This window comes from Xenococcus sp. PCC 7305, assembly GCF_000332055.1.
GTDB lineage: Bacteria > Cyanobacteriota > Cyanobacteriia > Cyanobacteriales > Xenococcaceae > Xenococcus.
On record NZ_ALVZ01000177.1, the window covers coordinates 23526 to 38394 of the forward strand.

General features: G+C 41.0%; 20 protein-coding genes and 1 tRNA gene. 7 read left to right on the forward strand and 14 right to left on the reverse strand.

Annotated elements, in window-relative coordinates:
* Nucleotides 1–5: 5 nt before the first annotated feature.
* Nucleotides 6–368, reverse strand: coding sequence for a DUF5615 family PIN-like protein (locus tag XEN7305_RS12775; protein WP_006509858.1), 363 nt, complete (start codon nucleotides 366–368; stop codon nucleotides 6–8).
* The gene (locus XEN7305_RS12780) at nucleotides 365–688 is read right to left on the reverse strand and encodes a DUF433 domain-containing protein (RefSeq protein WP_040897715.1); all 324 of its coding nucleotides are present in this window, start codon (nucleotides 686–688) and stop codon (nucleotides 365–367) included. Before XEN7305_RS12780 ends, XEN7305_RS12775 begins: the two co-directional genes overlap by 4 nt.
* 131 nt (nucleotides 689–819) lie before the next feature.
* Here XEN7305_RS12780 and XEN7305_RS12785 point away from each other — a divergent pair, with 131 nt between their 5' ends.
* Nucleotides 820–1170: a Rieske (2Fe-2S) protein gene (locus XEN7305_RS12785; RefSeq protein ID WP_006509860.1), complete on the forward strand. Its 351-nt coding sequence runs from the start codon at nucleotides 820–822 to the stop codon at nucleotides 1168–1170.
* A gap of 71 nt (nucleotides 1171–1241) precedes the next feature.
* On the opposite strand, the gene XEN7305_RS12790 is transcribed toward XEN7305_RS12785, so the two are convergent.
* Nucleotides 1242–1315, reverse strand: a tRNA-Arg gene (locus tag XEN7305_RS12790).
* Between the two features lie 69 nt (nucleotides 1316–1384).
* Here XEN7305_RS12790 and moaC point away from each other — a divergent pair.
* Nucleotides 1385–1870, forward strand: a complete 486-nt coding sequence (moaC, locus tag XEN7305_RS12795; protein ID WP_006509861.1) for a cyclic pyranopterin monophosphate synthase MoaC — start codon at nucleotides 1385–1387, stop codon at nucleotides 1868–1870.
* A gap of 30 nt (nucleotides 1871–1900) precedes the next feature.
* Here the strand turns inward: moaC and XEN7305_RS12800 are convergent, their stop codons facing one another.
* The 4 genes from XEN7305_RS12800 to XEN7305_RS12815 form a co-directional block, all read right to left on the reverse strand.
* Nucleotides 1901–2383, reverse strand: a complete 483-nt coding sequence (locus XEN7305_RS12800; protein WP_006509862.1) for an ureidoglycolate lyase — start codon at nucleotides 2381–2383, stop codon at nucleotides 1901–1903.
* A 30-nt stretch (nucleotides 2384–2413) separates the two neighbouring features.
* Nucleotides 2414–2653, reverse strand: a complete 240-nt coding sequence (locus XEN7305_RS12805; RefSeq protein ID WP_006509863.1) for a 2Fe-2S iron-sulfur cluster-binding protein — start codon at nucleotides 2651–2653, stop codon at nucleotides 2414–2416.
* Between the two features lie 84 nt (nucleotides 2654–2737).
* On the reverse strand, nucleotides 2738–4231 hold the full coding sequence (cobQ, locus tag XEN7305_RS12810; protein WP_040897709.1) for a cobyric acid synthase CobQ: 1494 nt from the start codon (nucleotides 4229–4231) through the stop codon (nucleotides 2738–2740).
* Nucleotides 4232–4306: 75 nt separating this feature from the next.
* Nucleotides 4307–4708 (reverse strand): Npun_F0494 family protein, encoded by a 402-nt coding sequence (locus tag XEN7305_RS12815; RefSeq protein WP_006509865.1) that lies wholly within the window; start codon nucleotides 4706–4708, stop codon nucleotides 4307–4309.
* Between the two features lie 68 nt (nucleotides 4709–4776).
* On the opposite strand from XEN7305_RS12815, the gene XEN7305_RS12820 reads away from it, so the two are divergent.
* Nucleotides 4777–5097, forward strand: coding sequence for a helix-turn-helix transcriptional regulator (locus XEN7305_RS12820; RefSeq protein ID WP_006509866.1), 321 nt, complete (start codon nucleotides 4777–4779; stop codon nucleotides 5095–5097).
* Nucleotides 5098–5217: 120 nt separating this feature from the next.
* A complete protein-coding gene (locus XEN7305_RS12825) occupies nucleotides 5218–6591 on the forward strand; it encodes a peptidylprolyl isomerase (protein ID WP_006509867.1) in 1374 nt (457 codons plus the stop codon).
* Between the two features lie 78 nt (nucleotides 6592–6669).
* Here XEN7305_RS12825 and rsmH read toward each other — a convergent pair whose 3' ends face one another.
* Nucleotides 6670–7551: a 16S rRNA (cytosine(1402)-N(4))-methyltransferase RsmH gene (gene rsmH, locus XEN7305_RS12830; RefSeq protein ID WP_006509868.1), complete on the reverse strand. Its 882-nt coding sequence runs from the start codon at nucleotides 7549–7551 to the stop codon at nucleotides 6670–6672.
* A gap of 168 nt (nucleotides 7552–7719) precedes the next feature.
* Here rsmH and XEN7305_RS12835 point away from each other — a divergent pair, with 168 nt between their 5' ends.
* The gene (locus XEN7305_RS12835) at nucleotides 7720–7908 is read left to right on the forward strand and encodes a hypothetical protein (protein ID WP_006509869.1); all 189 of its coding nucleotides are present in this window, start codon (nucleotides 7720–7722) and stop codon (nucleotides 7906–7908) included.
* 280 nt (nucleotides 7909–8188) lie between these two features.
* On the opposite strand, the gene XEN7305_RS12840 is transcribed toward XEN7305_RS12835, so the two are convergent.
* Together XEN7305_RS12840 and upp are read right to left on the reverse strand one after the other, a co-directional pair.
* Complete coding sequence (locus XEN7305_RS12840; protein WP_006509870.1) at nucleotides 8189–8479, reverse strand: hypothetical protein; 291 nt, start codon at nucleotides 8477–8479, stop codon at nucleotides 8189–8191.
* Between the two features lie 64 nt (nucleotides 8480–8543).
* The gene (gene upp / locus XEN7305_RS12845; protein ID WP_006509871.1) at nucleotides 8544–9194 is read right to left on the reverse strand and encodes a uracil phosphoribosyltransferase; all 651 of its coding nucleotides are present in this window, start codon (nucleotides 9192–9194) and stop codon (nucleotides 8544–8546) included.
* 157 nt (nucleotides 9195–9351) lie between these two features.
* On the opposite strand from upp, the gene XEN7305_RS12850 reads away from it, so the two are divergent.
* Nucleotides 9352–9885 (forward strand): DUF4330 domain-containing protein, encoded by a 534-nt coding sequence (locus XEN7305_RS12850; RefSeq protein ID WP_006509872.1) that lies wholly within the window; start codon nucleotides 9352–9354, stop codon nucleotides 9883–9885.
* 202 nt (nucleotides 9886–10087) lie between these two features.
* On the opposite strand, the gene XEN7305_RS12855 is transcribed toward XEN7305_RS12850, so the two are convergent.
* Complete coding sequence (locus tag XEN7305_RS12855; protein ID WP_006509873.1) at nucleotides 10088–12004, reverse strand: glycosyltransferase family 39 protein; 1917 nt, start codon at nucleotides 12002–12004, stop codon at nucleotides 10088–10090.
* A gap of 116 nt (nucleotides 12005–12120) precedes the next feature.
* Here XEN7305_RS12855 and XEN7305_RS12860 point away from each other — a divergent pair, with 116 nt between their 5' ends.
* Entirely contained in the window at nucleotides 12121–13107 is a 987-nt protein-coding gene (locus XEN7305_RS12860; RefSeq protein WP_006509874.1) for a tyrosine-type recombinase/integrase, read from the forward strand.
* A 21-nt stretch (nucleotides 13108–13128) separates the two neighbouring features.
* On the opposite strand, the gene XEN7305_RS12865 is transcribed toward XEN7305_RS12860, so the two are convergent.
* From XEN7305_RS12865 to psb34, 3 genes are all read right to left on the reverse strand, one after another.
* Nucleotides 13129–13602 carry a Tic20 family protein gene (locus XEN7305_RS12865; RefSeq protein ID WP_006509875.1) on the reverse strand — a complete coding sequence of 158 codons (474 nt, stop codon included), beginning with the start codon at nucleotides 13600–13602 and terminating at the stop codon, nucleotides 13129–13131.
* A gap of 96 nt (nucleotides 13603–13698) precedes the next feature.
* Entirely contained in the window at nucleotides 13699–14304 is a 606-nt protein-coding gene (locus XEN7305_RS12870; protein ID WP_006509876.1) for a site-2 protease family protein, read from the reverse strand.
* A gap of 362 nt (nucleotides 14305–14666) precedes the next feature.
* Nucleotides 14667–14837: a photosystem II assembly protein Psb34 gene (gene psb34, locus XEN7305_RS28650; RefSeq protein ID WP_006509877.1), complete on the reverse strand. Its 171-nt coding sequence runs from the start codon at nucleotides 14835–14837 to the stop codon at nucleotides 14667–14669.
* Nucleotides 14838–14869 lie beyond the last annotated feature (32 nt).

A 14869-nucleotide genomic window follows, 5' to 3' on the forward strand; every position in this document is an offset into this window, starting at 1 on the left:
TGTCACTACTGTAACGGAATCCAAATAAGTTGATCTTTCCATTCTTCTGCTTCAGTCGTTTCCCAAATAAGAATTATGTTCTCGGCTAATTCCCTGAGGCTCGCTTTGGGCCGTAACCAAAATAGACCCCAAATAAATCCGCCGCAAGCCCAATGAGCTTCTAAATGTTGTGGCATACTCTTACGATTGTCGGTTAATAATATGCGCTGTGAGCTTTGTAAGTAGATCAAAATGTCTGGATCTAACGTACCTAAAGCTGGAGCTTCTGATTCCCCAACTCGCAAAACATCAAGGTGGGGGTTAAGACGCAATATTGCTAACTTCAACCGAGGTGATAAATTTTCATCAAGCAAGAAGCGCACTTTCATCTTTTTTTTGTAACTCGCCGAGCCATTTCTGCTTGTAACTTTCGAACTATGGCAGGAGGATTGACATAAAATTCTTGATAACGTTGTTCTCGATCTTCCGTCAAATCTGCTAGATAAGTATCAATCTGTGGTCGATTGTGTAAATAGTAGGTAATAGTCGCGTGAATTTCTTCCAAGCTTAAACTAGGTAAATTACCATTGATTTCCTCTGGCGTATATCCTTCCAAATAATAATCAAGAATATTTTCAATACCGACTCGATGCCCTTTGAGCCGAATGTCATTGGCAGAATAAAAATCAAAATAATCTTCTAACTTAATTGTGGAAAACATAATATTACTGGTCTTTCTTACAAAACATTTTAGTTTATAGAGGAATGATTCCCATCGGAACAGAATTACGGCAAACTATTTAGAGAGAGAAAACACAATAAGATAAAAACAGGAGAAATATGAGTTGGACTAAAGTTCTAACTGCTGACGAACTATCTTCAGGCGATCGCAAAGTCGTGAAGGTTGGGGACCAAAAAATTCTAATAATAAACAGTAATGGTGAGCTTCATGCGGTAAATAACGCTTGTCCTCATTTAAAACTACCTTTAAAAAAAGGGAAACTTACCGAAGATGGGGCAATTGTTTGTCCGTTTCATCGTAGTGCTTTTGATTTATGCACTGGCGAAGTTACAAACTGGACACCTTGGCCTCCTGTGGTCGGAAATGTATTAGGGAAAATCTCTTCGGAACAGAAATTATCAATTTTTGCGACCCGTGTAGAAGACGGTAGTATTTGGGTTGATGTCTAAATATACCTAACAGAAAATGCTAGAACAAGTACAAATTTGCCCTAGCATTTTTTGATTTAGTATTTTCGAAACGGGCGAGAAGGGATTCGAACCCCTGACACCGTAGTCCGTAGCCACGTGCTCTAGTCCACTGAGCTACACGCCCCAATTGGTTTGATTAACCTGAACCAAATTAACCCACTGAGGAATAATAGTAACACAACAGAATCTAACAATGCAAGGAAAAAATTCCCTGTCCCATATTAATGCCCAGGGCGAGGCTCAGATGGTTGATGTTTCAGGAAAAACTGTAACTCGTCGTCAAGCAGTGGCAGAGGGAAAGGTCAAAATGTCTCTGTCTACTCTAGAAAAGATTGAAGCAGGTAATGCCCCCAAGGGCGATGTTTTAGGTACTGCGAAAATTGCCGGCATTATGGCCGCGAAAAAGACTGCGGATTTGATTCCTCTATGTCATCCTCTACCCTTAAAGAAAATTGAAGTCAAGCTGAAAAGCGATCGCGATTTGCCAGGCTATGTGATTCGAGCCACTGTTACCACCAAAGCGGAGACGGGAGTGGAAATGGAAGCTCTCACAGCGGTTTCGGTTGCGGCTCTGACTCTTTACGATATGGCAAAGGCTCTAGAGAAATCTATGGTGATTGATGCTATTCGTCTGATTAGTAAAACTGGAGGGAAATCAGGGGATTACACAATAGAGTGAATTAGCTTTTTTTGAAGCGCAACCCATCGATCAGTCAACAATTTCAAATTCGAGATTTTGCTGAGCAGAGAAATTATAGGTGAAATGATCAACTACATTAGTATCGCTCAGTTCTAGATTGTAAAAATCTACCAGCTCATCATCAAAATAAGGCCCTGCATGCCAAGTCCCCACTTCTAATTTGATAAAACAATTCCCTGGAATTCGAAAAGCAGTCATAGACTCTATATTGGGTTGCGAACTTTCTGAGGGTGGGGCAACGACTATGTACCAAGTTTTACCTTCTAGTGAACCCAAACATTGAGAACAAAGATTGTGCCGTGTGATTTGATGAAATTTCCGTCCTCGATGATGCAGTCGCATAATATAAAAACGGGGAATCCCTTGATTTAATTCCAACTGCGCATCCATCTGATCATAGGGCTTGCCATCTTCAGAGGGGGTAATCAATTGTCCATAGGGTTGGAAATTATCAGAATTAATTAATTGGGCAGTAATCTGTTGCAGACTCATAAACAAATAGTAATCAAAAATTGATAGTAACTACCAAGTGGGATCATCATAAAGATTAATGGTCAACTCTGGTTGATCTCCAGGAATAGAACTAATACAGGCACAAACAGGAGTTCCATCCCCTAGTTCTACTTCACAAGCGTGACAAGAACCCATCAGGCAACCTGTAGGAATTAATACTCCAGCCCTTGCTGCCACTTCCAACATAGGCTCCCCAGCTTCTGCGTTGGTAATTACATTATCTGGTAAAAAACGAACTTGAATACTCACAACAATTAATGATCTTAACTCCTAGATCCTAGCTTCTGCCCTTTTTTTACTCTACACCATCTGCCCTCTGCCTTCTGCCTTCCCCTAATAAGACTGATCAGAAAAAAGCGATTTTAAATTTAAATTACGATTAACCACATCAGCCAGGGAATTTAGACCAGCTTCTCTTTCCTCTCGATAATTAGGGATTCCTGTGGCTAAAGAAGACATTCCTCTTTGCTTACGCAAATGATTGAGCCAAGATCTTCGCCAAGGGCCATTATCAAAAATACCATGAAGATAACAACCCCAAATAGATTGGCTGCTATTAACCAATCCCAAACCTGGATCATCGAATATTTGATAGAACTCTTCGTCGGCAATTTTCATTTTTTGGTTGATCCGACTCCGACCCTGATGAATTTCGTAACCATCTATAGGTAATCCTGCTTGAGGATATTGAGAATAGACTTGTCTTTGTCGAGCTATTTTATTTTGAGAAAGAATAGTGGTTATGGGTAACAAATTCAACCCTTTGTATTCTCCTGGCTCACCCTCAAATCCTTCGGGGTCAATCACTCGTTGACCTAGAATCTGGAACCCACCACAAATGCCGAGAATTGTTCCCCCTGCGGCCGAATATTCCCTGAGTTGTTGCGCTAGGCCGCTATTTTCCATCGCAACGAGATCCGCAACAGTAGTTTTAGTCCCAGGAATAATCACTGCATCGGGATGTCCTAAAGAATCTTTTAAATTAATATATTTAATGCTAACTGAGGGCTCAGCTTCTAGGGGATCGAAATCGGTAAAGTTCGAGATCCTCGGTAAGCGGACTATATTGATGTCTAATTCACTATGATGCTTTTTCGGTCGTTGCTCAAATAAATCTAAAGAATCCTCGGCAGGAAGAATATTGTCGCTCCAAGGAATTATCCCCAATACAGGAATTCCTGTATGTTTTTCCAGCCATTCGACTCCAGAGGTTAATAATGATTTATCGCCACGGAATTTGTTGATCACAATCCCCTTGATCAGCGATCGCTCATTGGGTTCTAATAATTCTAAGGTTCCGACAACATGGGCAAAAGCACCACCTCTTTCGATATCAACCACGAGAATGGTAGTGGCATTGAGATGTTTTGCCACTCGCATATTTGTGAGGTCGCGATGCTTGAGGTTGACTTCTGCCGGGCTACCAGCACCTTCACAAATCACCAAATCAAATTCTAAGGAGAGGCGATACAGGGCTTCTTGGACAATTTCCCAACCTAGGTCAAAATATTTTTCGTAGTAATCTGCTGCCGAAACCGTACCGACAGCCTTGCCTCGAAGGATGACTTGGGAGGTCATATTACCTTGCGGCTTGAGTAGAATCGGATTCATTTCCACCCGAGGATTGACCCCCGCCGCCCAAGCTTGAACCGCTTGAGCATAGCCAATTTCTCCTCCTGTAGATGTTACATAGGAATTTAATGCCATGTTTTGTCCTTTAAAAGGAGCGACACGCCATCCTTGTCTTGCCAAGATTCTGCATAGGGCAGCAGTCATAAAAGATTTTCCTGCATGGGATGTTGTCCCCACCACCATTATTGCCTTCATCTAGATTTCCCTTAGTGGAAGATACTGAATATGTATTTATATATTCACCTTTATAGCAATCATATATAGCTATATTTAAAATGACCATTCTAACCAACGATTAATAAAATTGTAGAGCTGATCCGAGGTTGTGGGTTGGGGAAATTTTCCTGCCGATTCCCATTGGGTAACCAATTGTCTGCCGAGAGGAGTGAGACGAAAACTATCTGTAAGTCCTTGCCCATCAACTTCTCGCCGTAATAAACCGACATTAATTAACCAAACAAGATATGATTCGGCTTGACTTTCGGTGAGATTTTTAATGGTGTAATTTTTTTTAATGCCTGATTCTTCCGCAATGATTTGTAAGGAAATCCCCTGATATTGCATTGCCGAAAATAGGTTTAGCTTAAAAGGAGAGCAGGAAAGGGCTCTGGTGGCTCTAGCTATGGTGGCGGTTGGATAATTGATGGAATTTGGAGAAACGGTAGTACTCATAATTGATGATTAACGGTTTGCGCGGTATTTTTGTACTTATAATGGGGATGTTGTTTTAGTCAAACCTGATGGTAGTTAGTTCATCTCCCGATACAATTCTTATTATGGCAGGTTGTCATGGCTTATCCGATCCTTTAAGGCTGGCGATCGTAGAGCTACTGCAAAAACAAGAACTATGTGTTTGTGAATTATGCGATCGCCTGCAAGTAAATCAATCTAAGCTTTCTTTCCATCTCAAAACTCTCAAGGAAGCAAAATTGATCCGAGCTCGTCAGTCGGGACGCTGGATGTATTACAGCTTGAATTTGCCTCAATTTGTGGCGATCGAGCAGTATTTGGCTGATTTACGACGGAATGCCAGGATGAATTCCGCTTCAGATTGTCTATAAATTGTTTTACAGTGTCTTTCTGGCTCTCTATCCTTTTATGCTTAAAATAGCTTCTGTGCGTTGAGTTTTTTCGAGAGTAAGATCTAGCGGAAATCAATACCCACTAAATAGATCTTTGAAATGACCACTTTACCAGTTATTACAAGTCCACTTAATGATGTAACTGTACCGATTAATGCCGCAGATGCCACGATTAATCTATTTAGCCACTTTGATGATCCCTTCTCCACAGGACTCGTCGCTAGCTTCAATTTGCGCGGTAGCATCACTGAGGTTGTTCTCTTCGATCAACAAGGTCAAGGTGCGCCGTTAACTACGCAAAATTTTCTCAGCTATGTTGAAGCTGGTGATTATGTCAACACGATTATTCATCGCTCAGTCCCTGGTTTTATTATTCAAGGGGGCGGTTTCACCGCCGATGGATTAGCAAACTCTTTAGACAATCCTCCCAATGCGATTGGTGTAATTCCGAGTGATGATCCTGTCGTCAATGAGTTTAGTGTCGAACGTTCTAACCTTCGGGGCACGATCGCCATGGCGAAACTCGGTGGTGATCCTAATAGTGCCACCAATCAATGGTTTTTTAATTTAGCTGACAATTCGGTAAATCTTGATAATCAAAACGGCGGATTCACGGTTTTTGGAGAAGTATTGGCTGAGAGCGATCTTGCTAATATAGATGCGATCGCAACTTTGCCGATAGTTGATGGCAGTAGTTTTTTTGGTCAAGGTGCCTTTACTAATTTGCCGCTCATTTTTAATGATCCAAATAATCCTGGGGTAACAGGAGACGAGAATTTTGTTCGCTATAACAATATCTCAGTTTCCCAAAGACCTGAATTGGCATTTTCCGTGGTGGGGAACTCTAATCCTAGTTTAGTAAATCCGATCATTAGTAATAATCAACTTGTTTTAGATTATTCACCGGAGCAACTAGGCTCAGCAGAAATTACAATTCGGGCTACAGATTTATCAGGTGATTTTATAGAAGATACCTTTTCCGTTGAGGTTGGGGGCTCTGGCGGAAATGGCAATAATCCATTACTAGATACAGCGTTTTTCCGCTTCCAAAATTCCAATGTTCCCGGAACTTATATTTATGCCGCAGGGGACGAAGCCCAAAATATTCGCAGTAATCTTCCTGGGTTTGTTGAAGAAGGGGTCGCATTTAATGCTGCTATTCATCCTGATGATGATTTAATTTCCCTTTACCGTCTTCAAAGCAATCAACTGCCAGGAACCTATTTGTTCGTGGGAGAGGCAGAACGCAATGGCATTAATGCCGATCCTAATTTTTCTAGTAGTTTCACCGATGAAGGAATTGCCTTTTATGTTCATGGAGCTGGATCTAATCAAGGACATGCCTTCTCTCGCTTTCAAAATTCCAACGTCCCTGGGACTTACCTTTATGCTGCCGGTGACGAAGCTCATGGGATTAGAGCTAATTTCCCCAATTTTCTTGATGAAGGAATTGCTTTTGAAGCCCGAATTTAAATTATCAACTGATGTTCCGTAGTAAAACGAGAAAGTAGAAGTTTAAGAGAACGGGGAACGGTTATCAATTTTCAATTTTTAATTTTCAATTTTCTTCGCGAATCTTAATTTGGCAGAGCGAGAACGAGGGTTGGTTCTTTGCTCATCATCTTGGGGATAGAGGGGTTTTTTGGTGATGACTTTTAGGTGCTCATGGTTACGAAAGCCATGTTTAACGATGCGATCTTCTAAGCTATGAAAGCTAATAATTCCGATGATTCCTCCAGGTTTGAGCCATAAAGGGGACTTGAGGATTAGGGTTTCTAAAGATTCTAATTCCTGATTGACGGCAATTCTTAATGCCTGGAATACTCTAGTTGCCGGATTAATTTTTCCGTAACGATATTTGGCTGGAACCGAATGCGAGATCACCTCTGCAAGTTCTGTTGTGCTTTGAAAAGGACGCTTTTGCACAATATTTTTGGCGATCCGACGGGAAAATCTCTCTTCGCCATACTTATAAAAGATATCTGCGAGGGTAACTTCTTTTTCATAGTTGATCAGATCTGCTGCGGTAAGAGATTGATTGGCATCCATCCTCATGTCTAGCGGGGCAGTATGACGGAAACTAAATCCCCTCTCGGGAGTATCTAGCTGGGGCGAACTCACTCCCAAGTCGGCAATAATCCCATCGAATAAAAAATCTCCTGGTTCATAAGCGGCAAAGTTGCCTTGCCAAAATTGCAAACGCTCGGGCATATACTCGGCTAATCTGGCACTGGTTGCTGCGATCGCCACTGCATCGCGATCAATTGCTGTTACTTTTACTTCTGAGTCATGGTTGAGAATCAACTCCGTATGCCCACCACCACCAGCTGTCATGTCCAAATAATGTCCTTGGGGTACAATGTTTAATCCTGCAATAATTTCTCTACTCAGTACAGAAAGATGATGGAAGCTTTGCTGTGATTCTTCTGTCATTTAATTTTTAATCAAAATTCCTAATATAGGTGCGCTTAAGAAAAATTTAAGATTATCGTGATTCAGAATACCATTTTTATTTCAGAATATAGTTAGAATTGTCATTAAGAGAATATTAGTTTTTACTAACATTCTTGTAGTTCGTACCGAATTCAATTTTCTCCATATATGGAACTCAGCCAGCTTTCTGGTAAAGAAGTCGATTCTCCTCCTCGTAGGTGGGCAAGTATTTTAGGAACTCTAATTGCTGTTTCGACAATAACCCTGCCCTTACTCATGATTTCTTACTATTCGCCATCGAGAAGTAATGCCGAAACCTCACCTCAATTTGGGCAGGAAATGATTCAGCAAGAGTAGGATAATCAAGGAAATTAACTTTGTACAGCACCGGCGCTAGTGCCGCTGCGCGGAAGTAATGAGTAATGAGTAATAAGTAATAAGTATTGATGCATTAGCTTTTTGCCCTTCGTTGATAGATAGCTTATTTACGCCGCGTCCACTAGTCACGCAACTGTTTGCGTGGCAGTTTTCCAGTGGCCCAGAAGATCAGGCAATACTACTTGCTTTTAGCTACTTGCCCCGTAAAACTAGCGCTAACTCCTCAGACCTCATCCTTCATCCCTCATCCCTTAGTAACCTAGTCTGGCTCGGCTGAGTTTCCGTTAACAGTTTCGAGTTGTTGACGAACATCGTCGATCGCCAAATTAAGTTGTGCAATTTTGTCTTCCAGGCGGTGACGGGCATCCTCAATACTTTCTTCAGTGGGAAATTCTACCGATTGACCTCCTTCAGCCAGGGGTCTATTTTGTCTATCTTCACTTTGTCTCTCACGAGAGTTGACGAGCAATCCTCCGAGCAAACCACCTACTATTCCGCCAATGATACTTCCAACAACAAAACCACTACCAAAACCATCCTTTTGACTCATCGATCAATGCCTCTTTGATTGCCTGTAATTTCTGTGACTATATTATATATTTAAGAGCAGACTCTTAAGTGCCAAAAGCGCGATCGCCAGCATCTCCTAAACCAGGGACAATATACCCTTTGCTATTCAGCCCTTCATCAATAATAGCGGAATAAATCTGGAGATCTTGATAATTTTCGCTGAGTTGTCTTAATGCAGGAGGAGAAGCCACTACAGAAACAATACGAATTTCTGCGGGGTCTACGCCTCGACTGGTAATTTCTTTCATTGCCATCATAATCGAACCGCCAGTTGCCAACATCGGTTCGAGAATAAGAATTTTGGTTTGAGGAGGAAATCTATCAGGTAAATTATTGAGGTAACAACTAGCCTCTAAAGTGGACTCGTTACGGGACAAGCCGAGATGATAAGTAGAAGCAACAGGTAAAATATTTTGCGCTCCGTCTAATAGAGCTAAGCCCGCTCTTAATATGGGAATCACTCCCATGGGTACTTCGGGGTTAATAAAAGTAGCGTCACAGGTTGAGAGAGGAGTTTGGACAGTAGTTTCGATAGTGGGTAACCAATTACGAGTGGCTTCATAGGTTAGCCAGCGTCCCAGTTCTGACATCGCAGTTTTAAACAATACGGTCGGCGTATTGGCATCGCGGGCAACAGCCAGCCAATGCTTAATTAGGGGATGTTCGGGAACGTAAACTCGTAATTGTAAACTCATGCTAGATCTTATTATTCCTAATAACCTGACTCATAATAGCGTGAATCATTGTGCCTGCTGACGAAAGAATTGGATTTTCGAGATCGCGATACTAACTTTGTTTTGTTATGTTGGTTTTTGTTGACTAAGTATAAGTTATTGCTAGGACGATCGCATTATGAAGATTATCGATGCTCAGGGAAGGTTATTGGGGAAAATCAGTATTTTGGATCTAGGTGCTGCGATGGTTATTTTAATCGCGATCGCGGCAATTTTCTTTTCTCCAGGGGCTCCCGTAACTCAAGGCATCGCCCAAAGCAAGTTACAACCTGTAGAAGTTGGGGTTATGATTCGGGGGTTGAGAGTTGGGGATTTTGATGCTTTATTGCAAGAGTTTGCCGACAATCAAGAAGTAAGTATTGTGATTCGGAATCAACCCGCAGGAGAAGTCTCAATCTTATCCACTGAAACCCTCCCCAGAACAACTCCTGTTCCTCAACCCGATGGCACGGTAAAAGCTCTGCCCGACCCTCGCCCTGAAGTGGCTTTGATCAAAGATATGATTATGACTTTAAGTGGAAAAGCCCAAGTGACAGAGGATGGCGTGATCTTGGAAGGAGCTAGAAAAATAAAAATTGGTACTCCCATTCGCTTAGAAGGAAGAACCTATGATTTTAATGGCACTATTATTGCAGTGAGTACCCAAGAATAAATATTTTAGTGACGATTGCCCGCAGCGATTAGCCAACAAAGAGTGGGAGACATAAAGGCTGTAAATAGAGTGATAATGCTGATAAGTAGAAAAAGTTCATTGTGGAAAAGAGTAATCATAATTTTTTTCTAAATTGCTTACATGTTATCTAGTAGGAGAGAATTTGAATTCTTATTTACCGCAGCCGACAAGATCTTTTAAACTACTTCAGATTTGCTCTCGTTGCTCGATTGCCATATAGTCTTCGTTGCCCGATCGCAAACAATGGTTTTCCCTCCGGCTCAGGTAAATTAGCATTCAAAGGATCTTCTCTATTACTCGGTTGGCGTAAAAAATCTGTCACGAACACCACAGCGCGATCGCCATACCAATAAGCTTGTAATTGCTGTTTATTAATCAAATAGCTAGGCTTTTCTCCTGGAAACTCTGGAGGAAGTCGATTTTCTCCCCCATCCTCTAAAACTAAAACATTCCGATAAACTAAATCATCTTTTCCCGATAACCATCCCATGGGAAGTCGTTTGATATCACCAACAAATACTTTGTCTTTAGTGTAATTTTGGCCTTGATTGAGATAGTAACTAATCCCCGCAGCCGCACCAATTTCTCGCGAACCCTCGAAAATCCATAGGGTATCTATTCCCAGATGATTTTCGGCAATTTGAACTAAGCTCTTACTAGAGCGAATATACTGCTGAAAACCTAAGCCCACAGTGATAGCGAGATAGATAATCATAAAGCTCACCACTAAGCTGTATAGAGATAATGGATAATTTTTTCGTAGCATCCCCATTCCCGAAATCAGATAACCCAGAGATAAAACAATGGTGACCGCGACCGTGAGACTGATTAAAGAAGCCTCAGAATCTAGGCTTTGTAGCATATTGTTTAAATCTGCGATCGCAATAATAACTAAGCTACAGACTAGACCGATGAAAATAAAGATAGCTCCATAGATCAGATGACTTTTACTGGGTCGATATTTTGCATTATGTATTTTCTTGGTAATTCCCGATAAATTCTGCCATTGATCTGGGCGATTTTCTTGGATGAAATATTGACTATAAAATCCTGCACAAAGTATCATATAGGGAGGAATTGCCGGGATGCTGTAATAGATCAAACGAGAAGACAGAGGCAGAAAAATTACTATTGGTAAGAGAAACGCGATCGCAAGTAGCGAGATCGCCTCAGCCCTATTATTATCAGTTTTTATTTTTTTATAATTAGTCTCTTGTTGCCATTGCTGCCAAGCAAACTTGAGAGTAGAAGGGAAAAATAAGCTCCAAGGCAAACACCAAACCACTGTCAGCCCTAAATAACCCCAGGCACTAACTTTTGAAACTTCATAGTCAGTAGGTATCCGTAGATCGAAAATGCGCTTGAAATGTTCATTAACCAGAAAGTAATGCCAAAACCCAGGATTATTTTGGGCAATTGCGATCGCCCAAGGCAAAACTAAGGCCAGAATCAATAAAATACCCAAAGTTAATTTAGTGTGTTTAAATATTTGTTTTCTCCCTTGGATGATCACTAAAGCAAAATAGCCACAAGCAATAAAAGCAACTCCAATAAATCCTTTGGCAAAAAAACACAGGGCAACAGAGCTATAGAAACAAACAAAATATAGCCAAGACTGAGGTTTATTCAGCAATTTCCACAAAAAATAATTACTAGCAATCAGCAAAGTTCCCAGTAAAACATCAATTAAAATTTGATGGGTAAAAATAAACCAACCTAAAGAAACAGATAACATCAAAAGTGCAACTCTTCCTGCTGCCATACCCCACAACTCTCGGCTCCATTGCCAAACAACGACGATTCCCAACCAACCAGCAATTGCTAAAGGTAATCTAGCAGCAAACTCTGTATCCCCAAAAATCTTCGTCGCGATCGCGATTAGCCAATACAGTAGCGGTGGTTTATTTAGATAGGGCGAGCCATTGAGATGAGGCGTAATCCAGTCCCCCCGTAACAGCATTTCTCTAGCTACCATAGCAAAATGACTTTCATGGGGCTCATATAAGCCATAATTACCAATACCGAACATCATGAATGCCAATACCAGTATTAAAATAAATAAGTCAATGCAAATGGCTATTCTATTGCTAGCTGGCATTAGAGAATTCTTCCTCAAGTTTTTTGATTTATTCAACTGATAATTGACTTGTCCTCGAATGAGGTTATCCTTTAAGAATGCCCTCTGCCTTCGTTTACTCCAATTTGTTGTAGTCTATGCTTGCCACCACATCATCGCCAATAACTCTAGCAACAACAGACCATTTACTAGCTGTCTTTGCGGAATTTTTGGATATTGATGTTAGTGCAGGGGATGCCGCATCGGATACCTTAAAAACCTATCGTCGCCAGTTACAGCAGTTTCTCTTGTGGTGCGATCGCACCCACCTCGATCCAGTCACCGTCAGCAAAGATGATATCAAACGTTATCGTCGTTGGATGATTAGTGCCAAGAAATATAAACCATCAACTATTTCTTTAAAATTGGCGGTAGTCAGGCGCTTTTACCAAGCTGCTCTGGAGAGGGGGCTCATTTCTTTTAATCCTGCGGCAGGAGTCAAGCCCCCAAGGGAAAAAAGAGATCCCGCAGAAAAAATTACTTTCTTAGAACAAAATGAAGTTGAGGCTTTATTACAAGTAATTCCTCATGATGGCACCATCAAAACTTCCAGAGATCGCGCAATCATAGCCATCATGGCATTAGAAGGAACTCGCACCATTGAGTTGCACCGAGCAAATATTGCTGACCTAGTCAGACAAGGTAACAATCTTGGTATTCGAGTGGAAGGGAAAAGGAGTATTCGAGTCGTGCCCCTAACTCCAGAAATCGCCAAAATTCTGGTTACTTATCTCAAGATCAGGGAAAACAATGGTGGCGTTCTCAAACCAAAAGCTCCTTTATTTATTGCCGTGGGCAATCGTTCTCCAGGAAAAAGAGTTTCCCGTCGGGGAATTAGGTTAATTGTTGATCGTTATCTTAATCAAGCCGATCTCAAACATAATCCAGGCAGGACAATCTCTGCTCATAGTTTGCGACATACTGCGGGAACTTTAGCTCTTAGAAATGGCGCAGAACTGCGTCAAGTGCAGGACTTACTAGGACATAGTGACCCTAGAACCACTTGTATTTATGCCCATATCGGCGATCGCTGGGAAAACAACCCCGCCCTCAACCTAGACATAGATTTCTTAACTGATAACTGATCACTGAAAACTGATCACTGATTAAGGTACTTGATTATAAACAGTTGGAGAAATACCAGGAATATCGGGATAACTTCCCTGGGCAGACTTGATAATTGAGTACAGGCAAACCGCTAAGATAACCGTAAAACAAATAGGATTGACTACCGAAGCAATGATTCCCAACCCTAAAATTCGCAATCCCATACCCACCAAAATTGCCGCCATGTAGAGGAGTAAGGCTTGCATGGTATTAAACCGAATAAAATGAGAAATGCGATCATTTCTGACGACAGCTAAAAACAAAACCAGGAAAAGAATGAAATCAGCAAAGGGTAAACTGCTGTAAATAAGGTTCAGTGGCATCAGGAAAATTTCGATCAAAGTTAGGAATATCCTAGGAAAAGACCTTAATATCGAACCCCCAAATGCATTATAGCCATAGTATAGAGGTACTGAGTAAACTAAAGCCGCAAAAATTTTATCTTTAGTATCTGTCGAACCGCGCCATGTCATAATATTCTGCTCGAATGCTCTATGAGTTATTAGTGTTATTAATCTACAGGTTAACGCAATTTTTGAAGCGAGAGCTCAATTTTCCTTATTACTCATTCACAAATTAACCAGAAACTTAACCATCATGTTAGATATGGTGAAAAATACACTTCCTGCGCCAGTAATGAACAAAATCATTAACAATCCCATAGCAGCCTGACTATTAGCAAAGGATTTCATCTCAGGGAAAAATTCGCTAGCAACATGAAATCCATCTAGGGGAGGAATTGGCAATAAATTAAACATTCCTAACGCAAAATTGAATAGCGCAATTAATCTCAGGAAGTCAAAACTAATAATATTTTCCAAAAAGTTCCCCCCAGATATTTTAATCAGTGAGACAGCTACGATAGCCAGCACAAAGTTAGTAGCTGGGCCTGCGGCAGACACAATAACATGACCCCATTTAGGATCTCTGAATTTATGGGGATTAACAGGCATTGCACCCCAAGCCATGCCGACTAAGACTAGAAAAATTAGAGATGGGACTCCCATATGAACTATAGGATTGAGGGTCATATGACCTTGTTTGATAGGAGTGTCATCTCCTTGATAAATAGCAGCGATTCCATGTCCTAGTTCATGTAAACAAATAGAAAAAATTAGAATAGTAACTATGCGTACAAACAGAATTAGACTACTAAATAAGTACTCAATTAACATTTTTAGCTTCCGCTATTTACAGAATCAATACAAGCATTACTCATTCATGCTAACCTTATAATAACTTGTTGAAGTGATCGATATCACAATTGACACCAAATCCTGTTGACATATCTCACTTATCCTTAAGGGTTTAAAACTCTCCGCGTCACCGTGTCACAGCGTCTCCGCGTCAACCTCAAAAGTTGGTTTTAAAAATCGGATTTAGCATGACACTCCCACCGCGCTAATTCTTCTTTGAAATTGGCGATCGCATTTTTCTAGCTACAAAAACAAAAAACCTCGGTGCGAGCACCCAGGTATCAGAGGAGAAAATCAATGTCAGTTAGAAAGTTGTTGTTTAGCTAAATTTTCCCAAATAGTTAGCTCACAGCAAAGGAAATCAAAACTGTAGCAGTAACAAATAGAGCAGCGATCGCACCTTGAACGATGTAGCGACGTTGTTCATACACTGCTGGATATTCAGCATAGGTCATCTTGGGCTCAACAGCATAGTTGTTAAGAGTTCCGTTGTCGAGTTGAGTAGTGTACATAGGGCGTTACCTCTGCGTTGTTACTTGTCTAT